The sequence below is a fragment of the uncultured Bifidobacterium sp. genome, from assembly GCF_959020145.1.
Lineage (GTDB): Bacteria > Actinomycetota > Actinomycetes > Actinomycetales > Bifidobacteriaceae > Bifidobacterium.
Genome location: NZ_CAUEQY010000039.1, coordinates 1 through 9,395, shown reverse-complemented (window position 1 = coordinate 9,395; position 9,395 = coordinate 1). Strand labels below are relative to the sequence as shown.

Sequence of the window (9,395 nt, the reverse complement as noted above, 5' to 3'; positions counted from 1 at the left end):
TGCACGAACACACATCTTCATGTTTCGTAAATGCTTTAGCATTTCAGTCAAAGCATTGCTTGATTATATGACTTGACTTTCAAGAAAGTCAAGTCACTTAACTAAATACTTAAAATTTTTGTTACGAAAGCTCTATATGCAAATATTTACGAAACTTTCGAATAGATTTAAGTATTTCAAAAGCAGGAAATTGCAGGCTTCCGCCCAAACACGATTAACTGCGAAAACTATTTACGCTGTCCCCGGCAATAGCGTTATCATCGATGCTTCATTGGCCGACAAACTGACACTGTACTGGGGAGAGCTCTCTCACTGCGCCACTCGCACGCCCGGTTCCGTTACCGCCATAGCAATCGTACCGACGAGCCTTCACCCGATATATCGAGCCTCCCGGCTCCAAGATGTCAAAAGGCACGTCGCCTGTGCAGACCAATCCCCCTCCCGTATGGGTGAAGGAGATCTCAATGCCGTCATCCTTGTGAATCACCATGACAGGAAGCGGCCCCATCGGCTCGCGATCACGTCCATAAACCAACGACTCGGCAGCCGTTGCCAAGCGCTGCGCGACATGGCGCTTATCCAAAGGATGCAGGTCATTATCCTCTCCATATCCGATCGTCACCACCATCGCCGTGTTCCACAACGTCAAAGCGCGCCGTTGTTCATCACGCAGCCTTGGCCAATCGCAATCGGGTTCCAAAGTATAGTTCGGCAATTGGGCGAATATGAATGGTAGTTCCGGACGCTTGAACAGCGCACACCACTCCTGGATCAGCGACATCAACAGCTGCGCATAGCCATAAGACGCATGGGCGTTGGACTCCCTCTGACTCCGCCGATAAAGGGCTTCCAGCGATTGCCGGAAGCCCTTTTGCATATCGGCTTAGCGCGCCAAACGTTCAGCAGCGGAAGCGATCGCCTCGTCGCTGGCAGTGGCGGAGAAACGCAGACATTCCGGCGCACCATAGAACTCGCCGGGGCTGGCGATGATGCCGATCTTGGCAAGCTGCTCCATATCGGTCCAGCAATCGCCCGACTTGGCTCTCACCCACACATACAATGCACCATCCGGCATGTCGGTGCAGTATCCGTAAGCACGCAACGCGCTCACCAACACGCCGAGACGTTCCCGATAGCGCGCATGCTGAACCTTGACGGATTCCAGATCACGCAGTCCGGCAGCCATCGCAGCCTGCACCGGACCGGGAATAATCTGACCAATCTGCTTGCGATATGCACTCATCGATGCAATCAAAGACTCATCTCCGGCAATGAACGCGGTACGATACCCAGCCATATTGCTCTGCTTGCTCAACGAATACAGCACCAGCACGCCTTCAGCGGAACCCGCACACACATCACTTCGCAAAGCGCACGGCGTCGATTGCAGCGGATCATCATCAGCACTATTCGTAGCACCCCTCCACTGCATCAGCGCATAGCATTCGTCGGAAAGCACCACCGCGCCGATCTCACGCGCAGCTGCGACAATGCCAGCCATCCGCTCGGCCGAATACACCTCGCCCGTCGGATTGCAAGGGGAATTCACCCACACCGCTTTGACGCCGGGCACATTGCGCCACGACGCAACATCAGCCACATCGTCGACCTTAAGCACCTGCGCTCCAGCCAACTGCGTGCCGATCTCATACGTCGGGTACGAAACCTTCGGCTGCACCACAACATCATCCTCACCGAAATGCAGTAGCGACGCCATCAACGCAACACCCTCTTTGGAGCCGACTGTAGGCACCACATCAGCATGGATCGCCTGCAAATCAACATTGCGAGCCGCCGAAAACCATTCAGCAATCGCAGCACGTAAATCGGCAGTACCTGCAGTAGCCGGATATCCATACGCATTCGGATCATTCGCCGCCACTGCGAGCGCCTTGCGCACCGAGTCGGGCACGGGATCGACGGGAGATCCCACGGACAGGTCGATCATGCCTCCGAACGCGGCTTTTGCCGTGCGCTTGTATGCTGCGATACGCGACCAATCGTATGGCGAAGAAAACTCATGAAAGCCCATCGTGGAAACTCCTTATAATCCTCTATAAACAAAAAATATGCGGCCTCTTCCAACGGGAAAAGGCCGCTTTCAAATGCCGATCACTGATTTTGCGGCGGCAGAGCAGCTACCTGCTCCGGATCCTTACCGATCGGGCCGGCTGCGGAAGCGCCGCCCATATCGCCGACTTCAGCGAAGAAGCTGACTGCGGCATCCTTGTACCAGGCCCACTCGTCTGGCAGATCATCTTCATAGAAGATGGCTTCAGTCGGGCACACCGGTTCGCATGCGCCGCAATCCACGCATTCGTTCGGATTGATGTACAGGGAACGGGAGCCCTCGTAGATGCAATCGACCGGGCATTCGTCCACGCAGGCCTTGTCTTTGACATCGACGCACGGCTGAGCGACAACGTATGGCATGGTTACCTCCTTAACACTTACCGTTCAAGACTACTCTTGATTGCCAACTTCCAGCTCTCCCGTACCAAGTCGGGCGTGGCGGTAGCCGTAGCCGAAGTAGATGCAGAAGCCGACCGCAAGCCAGACCACGAATCGAATCCAGGTGAGCACGCTCAGGTTGAGCATGAGCCAGATGTTGGCGAGCGCGATGAGGATAGGCACCCATGGATTGCCGGGGATTTTGAAGACTCGCTTCAGGTCGGGGCGCTTCTTGCGCATGATCGGAATAGAGATTGAAACAAGGGTGAATGCCGACAGCGTGCCGATGTTCACCATGTCGGCAAGGATACTGACGTTGCAGCTGGCTGCGATGAGTGCCATGACCACGCCGACGGCAATCTGCAGACGCACTGGAGTGCCGTGCTTGCCCGTGTGACTGAGCGAGCGCGGCAGCAGGCCATCTCGGCTCATGGCGAACACCACGCGGGTCAGGCCGAGCAGCAGCACCATGACCACGGTGGCCAGGCCGATCACAATGCCAAAACTGATGATTTTGGCGGCCCAGTCAGCGCCGACCATTTCGAATGCCGTGGCAAGCGACGGATCTTTCTGCTTGGCGAGGTCTTTGTAGGAGACCATGCCGGTGGTGACGATGGCGACGAGGGTGTAAAGCACGATGATCAGTCCCATGCCCACGCCTATACCCAGCGGAACGTTCTTCTTCGGATTGACGGTTTCTTCGGAAGTGGTGGCGACTACATCGAAGCCGAGGAACGCGAAGAACACGAGCGCGGCTCCGGAGATGATGCCGGCAATGCCGTAAATGCTGGGGGTCATGCCGGTGGCCCACTGCCATAATGGCTGTTCCATGGTTGCGGCCAACCCGGATCCGGTGGCGGTCGCCGGTTCGCTCGGTGGAATGAATGGGGTGAAGTTCTCGGCTTTGACGTAGAAGAATCCGACGATTACCACGAATAGCACGATGGCGATTTTCAGCATGGTAAGCGCGCCGTCGACCCGTGCGCCGATTTTCGTGCCGCACACCAGCAGTGCCGTGAAGAAAGCTACGACGATGATTGGCGCGAAATCGAAATTGAATGATCCGATGGTGACGTTGGTATTGATATTCCATCCGACAAGTCGGAAGAAATCGTTGAGATAGACGCCCCAATATTTGGAGACGACGGAGCCTGCCATCAGCATTTCAAGGATCAAATCCCAGCCGATCACCCACGCGACGATCTCACCGACGGTGGTGTAGGTGAAGGTGTAGGCGGATCCCGCAACCGGAATCATGGACGCGAATTCGGCGTAGCACATTACGGCCGCACCGCATACCACGCCGGCGATGAGGAAGCTGATGATCACGGCCGGACCCGCATGGAAGGCTGCCGCCTGCGCGCCGATGGAAAAGATACCCGCGCCGACGGCCACGGCCACGCCCATAATGGCCAAATCCCACCAGGTCAGGTCTCGTTTCAGGGAGCGCCCCGACTCCTCTGTTTCCGCCAGCGTCTGCTCGACGGATTTCTTACGTAATACGTTCATTGCGTTTCCCTTCTCCCTTCGTTCTTACGTTTACTTAAGGCTCATGCCGATGACGACCGGTTCGGGAACGAGACGAATGCCGAATGCCCGTTCAACGCCATCCTGCACGGTTTTGGCAAGTTCCGCGATATCTGCAGCTGTGGCTCCGCCGCGGTTGGTCAATGCCAGCGTATGCATGGTCGAAAGCCCCGCTGCGGCATTTCCGCTGGTTTTGTAGCCCTTATGGAATCCCGCATGATCGATAAGCCATGCCGCGGATGTTTTGACGCCCGGCGTGCCATCCGGCAAGGTCGCGTCGAATCGTGGCGCGTCTTCGGGAAGCTTTGCCGCTTGTTCTTTGGTGAGAATCGGATTCATGAAGAAGCTGCCGCAGCTGTGGCGATTGTAGTCGGGTTCATCGTTGCCTGTCTGCGTGCGCTGTGCGTCATGCGCGATGGCGACCAGTTCGCTCTTTTTGGTGCCTCGCATGGCTTCGGTCAGATATCGATGGGAATCTTCAAGCATGCCTTTGGAGGCGCGTACTTTCAACACGGCGTTGCGAATATCCGCGGTCGCCATACGGTCGCCCACTTCCACGCCCAATGCTTTGGCGAGCTGGCCGTAGCCAACTACGCCGGTTTCGCTGTGATGCAGCGCGAAAGTAACGGACAACACCACGTAGCGCGGTGTCGGGAAGAAGTCGGCCGCAGGCGTTGCCGGAGCGCTGTACATGCTCGCTTTGAGCGCGCTCATGCGATAGCCGAAATGAAGTTCCTGATTGGTGAGCTCCTTGGTCTGCTTGTTTTTGCGATCCCAGACCTCCACGCTTTCGACGCTGGATGCGACTTCCTGGCCGTATGCGCCGATATTCTGCACGACCGACGCGCCGACAGTGCCTGGAATGCCGGAGAGTCCTTCCACGCCCTCCAAGCCGAGGTTGACGCAGTAGTCGACGAAATCATCCCAATTGCAACCCGCTTCGGCGTTGACATGCACGATTGTTTCGCCGTTTTCGACGGGAGCCGCCTCATCAAGCACGCTTACGGCGTGTCGCGCGTCACGCACCACGACACCATCGAACGGCGTGTCGGCCACGAGCATATTGGATCCGCCGCCGATCACGCACAGCGGCAATCCTTTGGCGTCGGCATCCTCGACGGCTTCGATAACGCCGACACGCGAGGTCGGTTCGATAAAGGATGCGATTGGCCCACCTACGGCGATGGTCGTGAGATCTGCGAAATTGGTCATGATGCTTAGCTTAGCGTGCGGGGAAGGCAGTTGGAAAGGTGTCAAGAAAAGGTTGAAAGAAAACAAAAAACCCGACCATATTGGTCGGGTTTCATAAAGCTTTGAACTCGCTCAGCGGGTCTCGCGATGCACGGTCTGCTTGCCGCAGCGGGAGCAGAACTTCTTGAGCTCAAGACGATCCGGCGTGTTACGGCGGTTCTTCGTCGTGATGTAGTTACGCTCCTTGCACTCGGTGCATGCCAGCGTGATGCCCGGACGAATGTCGGCGCTCTTGCTTGCCATTTAGTTCACCTCTTGTGGTTCGTTGCTATACCGACATTCCGTCGGCCTTTGTAGCGAGAAAGAGACTCGAACTCTTGACCTTACGATTATGAGTCGTACGCTCTAGCCAGCTGAGCTATCCCGCCATGAGAGCCTCGAGTGAGAATCGGACTCACGACCTCTTCCTTACCAAGGAAGTGCTCTACCACTGAGCTATCGAGGCGTGGCGGATAGTGGATTCGAACCACTGAAGCACGAGGCGACTGATTTACAGTCAGTTCCCTTTGACCGCTTGGGAAATCCGCCGTGCTGCCTGTTTGGTTGAACCCCAACCGGCAACCCGTTTAGTATGCCACAGATCATGCGATTAACGCAAATACGGCGTGTCGCGGAAGCCAAAAAGTCTCAAAATCGTTGAAATTCCAACGATTTCTCACTATCAGCCACATGTCGGTGTCAATCAGAGCAAATCCTCCCGAAAAAAATTCCAAAAAGAAAAAACACGAGTATTTCTTCCGAACCTTCCCTGCAGACCATCTGAACAGCGACGCCAACACCAGCACGCCAACGCCAATGAACACAGCATACATCGGCCGCGCACGGCCTATTGCAGGAACCCCAAGTGCTTGAAATCAACAAGACCCCGCCAACGCAACGATTGTTCACCAATCGTTCGCTGACGGGGTCTTCAAACAGCTACGCGCTACGCTCAGCCGAGAATGGCCAGAATATCGCGGGCGGAGACGATCAGGTAATCCTCACCCTGATAGTGCACCTCGGTGCCGCCATACTTGGAGTACAGCACCTTGTCGCCGACCTTGACGTCGACCGGAATGCGCTCGCCGGCGTCGTTGCGACGGCCCGGACCGACAGCCAGGACTTCACCCTGCTGCGGCTTCTCCTTGGCATTGTCCGGAATGAACAGACCGGAAGCGGTCTGGGTCTCGGCTTCCGCCTGCTTGACGATGATCTTGTCTTCCAACGGTGTGAGTGAGATCGACACTGTGGACCTCCTCTTTCTAAAGAGAAATCGATACTTACCGCGCCGGGACCCGCTAGCAAGAGGCTGACGATCACTTACGGCGTCGTCCTTTCGCGCTGAAACATATCCTAGCGCGATTATTAGCACTCTGCCAACTCGAGTGCTAACGCTGAGAGCAAAATATACGAAAAAGCCTGAAACCATGCGGTTTCAGGCTGATGTTCTTTACGCTTGTTCGTATGTTTCGTGCGTTTCGTGCGTTCGCTTTCCCTCCGTCACGCCCCGCGACGGGCCATGATGGACGCCAAACCCACGCCCAGGGAATCGGAGGTGACGCTGGGAGCCTCAACGTCGGCGCTGACCTCGGAGTCGTGGAATCCCACGGTATCCACGTCCTGCAGATGCACACCAGCCTCCACACGGGCTGCGGCCTCGTCGGAATCCATGCTGCTGATCGCGTCGGTCGGCACAATCAACGGCTCGACATTGTCGGAAACCGTACTCGCAGTCGGAGGCACGGCCTTGGCGACCTGACGAGTGGACTTGATTTCCATGCTTTCCGGAGCGGCTGGCGCGATATCGTTACCGTTGCGTGGCGATCCCAACGAGAACGAAATCAGATCCTGCGACGCGCCGGCCACGGCGGACGAATCCGCATCGCATGCATCCACACCCTCAGTTTTGGCGATTTCATCACGCTCATCGTGGATGGACAGACCGTTCTTCTTATCCGGCACGACTTGCGCATCCACAACGTTCGGTTCCGCAGCGGATTTCGCTTCGGTTTCCCCCTTGCGTTTGCTTACAACAACATCACGGTCGGCCTTGCCGCGATCGATCGCCTGACGGATCTCACCTTCCGGCATAACATCGGTCGGCACCTGAGATTCGGCGATCCTGCGAATTTCCGCAAGCTCCTGCTCCCGCAAACGAGCGCGCTCCGCCTGCTCTTCCTGGGCGCGCTTGCGCTCTGCCGCAGCACGCTTCCTCATCTTGGAACGATACTTGGCGACTTTCCGCTCCCACGCTGCGGCCTGCTTGGCGGCCCTCACCCCCAAAGCGAGCACTCCAGCAAGCAGCGACGCAGGAATCAAAGCAAACAACGGACTGAAATGCAACACAAACGCACACATCAACACGACGATTGTGATCACCAGCATCGAGACAACAATAATCCGCCTTCTGCGGATCGCGGCACGACGAAGGGCACGGACATGCGCGATCCTTTCGTCGGTCAGCTTGCCCTCATGCGTCTCGTTGGACTGCATTATTGCCCCTTTCGCCTTTGCGGCGGTCTCATCGGAGAATCGCGTTCCACTGTCGGCATCCACCAGATGCAGCGACGGCGAAAAGCGGTCCTCTCGGTGCTCGATTACCCGCTTCATGCCTTTGACCGTCCGTTTGGGCAGCCAGAAAACCATGAGAATAATCACAATCGCAAGCACCACAACCGTGCTTAACGATTCATAACCCATAACTCATAAGAATAGGTGACATTCCGACATTCTCCGGGGTGCACGCCCCCGCGTGTCGAACATGTGCGCGAAAGCGCGTGTCGAACCTCGCCAACGGCTCACTCGCCCATCAACCGTGCGGTAAAGCCATTCGGTGCGTACTCCGGCAGCAACGCATACGATTCATGGTCACGCCATTGCCCGTTCACGAACATGTACGCCTTGCGCATCCCCTCATAGGATGCCCCCACTTTGAGTGCCACCTTACGTGAACGTTCGTTTTCGGGAAGCAAGTCGATCTCCACACGATGCAATTGCGGCCCGGAAGGGTCGAACATCGCCCAATCAGCCAATAGCGTAACAGCCATCGGCGCATATCCACGCCCCGCACACCGCTCATCGACCCAATAGCCAACCACGCCGGTACGCATGGCGCCATAGCAGATGGCCCCTAACGAAATCTGGCCGACGATACGCCCATGATGCTCGATGGCGAACACCACTCCGGTGCCGTTTCGCTCGTTGCATCGCATCGCACGCACCCACTCGTTGAACGACATCGACGCGCCATGCACCGGATCCCCGGATTCCCAAGGCTTCAACCAATCGTCGTTGCGCCAGCGGACTTCGTTCCATTCGTCGCAGTCGTCAGTAGTCAGCGGACGCAGGATTATGGGAACGTGAAGCCCATGTGCCTGAATGAACCGCGGAACATCAATGGCATTGGGATCCGAACGCATCATGCCCCGTAAAGATCGCAAAATCGTCACGCCCTCATTCTGCCATACGCATAACATTTCCGATTGCGCGCAACCATCCCGTGGTACAACATGCGGTATGACCACGAACATGCAAGCCGACGTCATGGAAAACAGCGTCTGTGACGAAGCCGCGAACCAACGTGAGCTGAAAAAGCAATGGCGCGCACACGCAATCGCACGAAGAAAACAGACCAGTAAGGAGGAACGACTGGAAGCCGGCCATAAGTTGGCCGAACAGGCGCGGAAGGCGAATCTCATTCATTCGTTCACCACGGTGGCCGCATTCGCGTCCATGGGCAGCGAAATGTCGATGATGCCGATGCTGCAGGCATTATTCGATTCGAATTGCCACGTGCTGGTGCCACGGCTCGGATCCGGCATGGATATTGGCTGGAGCGAACTTGGCGACATTCACGATCTGCAGGACCAGACCAACAGCGACGGGTCCATCAATACGCACCGCCCGCAAGAGCCGGGCAATAGCGCAAACGGACCTGAAGCGCTGAAAAACGCCGGTCTGATCATTGTTCCCGCCCTTGCCGTCGACCAAGAGGGATTCCGTCTGGGACGTGGCGGAGGGTGGTATGACCGCGCGCTCGAGTATCGTGCGGCCGGTGCACGGGTGGTGGCGGTTTGCTGGCCGTGGGAGCCGACGGACAAGCCTGTTCCGCACGAAGACCACGATATTCCCGTCGATGGCGTGCTCACTCCGAACGGATTTACGGCCATACGCGAATAAGACGTCCG

General features: G+C 56.8%; 10 protein-coding genes and 3 tRNA genes. 1 reads left to right on the top strand and 12 read right to left on the bottom strand.

What is annotated here, in order from left to right:
* Positions 1–268: 268 nt before the first annotated feature.
* The 12 genes from Q5H33_RS07435 to Q5H33_RS07380 all read right to left on the bottom strand — a co-directional run bounded on the left by Q5H33_RS07435 (position 269) and on the right by Q5H33_RS07380 (position 8,630).
* Entirely contained in the window at positions 269–877 is a 609-nt protein-coding gene (locus Q5H33_RS07435; RefSeq protein ID WP_302423814.1) for a hypothetical protein, read from the bottom strand.
* Between the two features lie 6 nt (positions 878–883).
* Positions 884–2,032, bottom strand: coding sequence for a succinyldiaminopimelate transaminase (gene dapC / locus Q5H33_RS07430; protein ID WP_065446765.1), 1,149 nt, complete (start codon positions 2,030–2,032; stop codon positions 884–886).
* A gap of 80 nt (positions 2,033–2,112) precedes the next feature.
* Positions 2,113–2,433, bottom strand: a complete 321-nt coding sequence (gene fdxA, locus Q5H33_RS07425) for a ferredoxin (protein ID WP_003836048.1) — start codon at positions 2,431–2,433, stop codon at positions 2,113–2,115.
* Positions 2,434–2,463: 30 nt separating this feature from the next.
* Positions 2,464–3,960, bottom strand: coding sequence for an APC family permease (locus Q5H33_RS07420; RefSeq protein WP_022245308.1), 1,497 nt, complete (start codon positions 3,958–3,960; stop codon positions 2,464–2,466).
* Between the two features lie 30 nt (positions 3,961–3,990).
* A complete protein-coding gene (locus Q5H33_RS07415; protein ID WP_022245307.1) occupies positions 3,991–5,190 on the bottom strand; it encodes a UDP-N-acetylmuramate dehydrogenase in 1,200 nt (399 codons plus the stop codon).
* 111 nt (positions 5,191–5,301) lie between these two features.
* The gene (gene rpmG / locus Q5H33_RS07410) at positions 5,302–5,472 is read right to left on the bottom strand and encodes a 50S ribosomal protein L33 (RefSeq protein WP_003807891.1); all 171 of its coding nucleotides are present in this window, start codon (positions 5,470–5,472) and stop codon (positions 5,302–5,304) included.
* A gap of 51 nt (positions 5,473–5,523) precedes the next feature.
* Positions 5,524–5,597, bottom strand: a tRNA-Met gene (locus tag Q5H33_RS07405).
* Between the two features lie 5 nt (positions 5,598–5,602).
* A tRNA-Thr gene (locus Q5H33_RS07400) sits at positions 5,603–5,674 on the bottom strand.
* Between the two features lies 1 nt (position 5,675).
* A tRNA-Tyr gene (locus Q5H33_RS07395) sits at positions 5,676–5,757 on the bottom strand.
* 403 nt (positions 5,758–6,160) lie between these two features.
* Positions 6,161–6,454, bottom strand: a complete 294-nt coding sequence (groES, locus tag Q5H33_RS07390; RefSeq protein ID WP_011742802.1) for a co-chaperone GroES — start codon at positions 6,452–6,454, stop codon at positions 6,161–6,163.
* 254 nt (positions 6,455–6,708) lie between these two features.
* Positions 6,709–7,908 carry a hypothetical protein gene (locus Q5H33_RS07385; protein WP_034879958.1) on the bottom strand — a complete coding sequence of 400 codons (1,200 nt, stop codon included), beginning with the start codon at positions 7,906–7,908 and terminating at the stop codon, positions 6,709–6,711.
* Positions 7,909–8,006: 98 nt separating this feature from the next.
* Complete coding sequence (locus tag Q5H33_RS07380; protein WP_095279207.1) at positions 8,007–8,630, bottom strand: GNAT family N-acetyltransferase; 624 nt, start codon at positions 8,628–8,630, stop codon at positions 8,007–8,009.
* A 94-nt stretch (positions 8,631–8,724) separates the two neighbouring features.
* Between Q5H33_RS07380 and Q5H33_RS07375 the strand changes: the two genes are divergently transcribed.
* Complete coding sequence (locus Q5H33_RS07375; RefSeq protein ID WP_081291258.1) at positions 8,725–9,387, top strand: 5-formyltetrahydrofolate cyclo-ligase; 663 nt, start codon at positions 8,725–8,727, stop codon at positions 9,385–9,387.
* Positions 9,388–9,395 lie beyond the last annotated feature (8 nt).